The following is an 828-nucleotide window of genomic DNA, read 5'->3' on the forward strand; positions in this document are numbered from 1 at the left end:
ATCTCGCTGGTGAGACGCAATGGATTCGCCGTATGATCGATCAGCACCATGAGCGTGCTCAAGAAACAGGCGCACGCATCGTGCACTGTTGTGGTTTTGATTCTATTCCTTCCGATATGGGAACCTACTTCATTCAGAAGAAAGCCAAAGAATTAAAAGGCGAATATGCAAAAGCAGTAAAAGTGCGTGTTAAGTCGATGAAGGGTGGCGCGAGCGGCGGTACGATTGCCAGTATAAACAACGTGCTTGCTGAAGTGGCTGAAGATAAAGCGTTGTTCAAATTGCTGAATAACCCTTACACACTGAACCCGCGCGATGCCATGACGGGTGACGATAAACCTGACCTGCGCAGTGTGAAGTTCGATGAGGACGCGGACAGCTTCATGATGCCGTTTATCATGGCCGCGATTAACACGCGTGTTGTACGTCGTAGTCATGCTTTAGCGGGTTTTCCGTACGGGAAAGACTTTACTTACGACGAGACGATGATGACAGGCAAGGGCTTATCTGGTCGGATGAAGGGCTTTGGCGGTTTGCTCGGTTTGGCTGCAATGCTTGGTGGTAAGCCCGGCGGCTTATACAAAAAGCTAACGGCTAAGTTTCTTCCAGCGCCCGGCGAGGGGCCATCTAAGTCAGAGCGTGAGGCGGGCTTTTGGAAATACTTGGTGATCGCAAAAATGCGTGATGGCTCTCTGCTGAAAGGTTTTGTGAGCGGTGATCGTGATCCGGGTTACGGTTCAACATCAAAAATGCTTGGTGAGGCCGCGGCTTGTTTGGCCCTTGATAAAGATAAAACACCAGAGCTGAAAGGCATGCTTACGCCGTCCA

The 828-nt window shown here is 50.4% G+C and carries 1 protein-coding gene; it reads left to right on the forward strand.

From position 1 onward, the window contains the following. Window positions 1-32: 32 nt before the first annotated feature. On the forward strand, window positions 33-828 hold a 796-nt coding region (locus A3750_RS18665), incomplete at its 3' end, for a trans-acting enoyl reductase family protein (protein WP_369819955.1).

The sequence above is a fragment of the Oleiphilus sp. HI0079 genome (assembly GCF_001635105.1).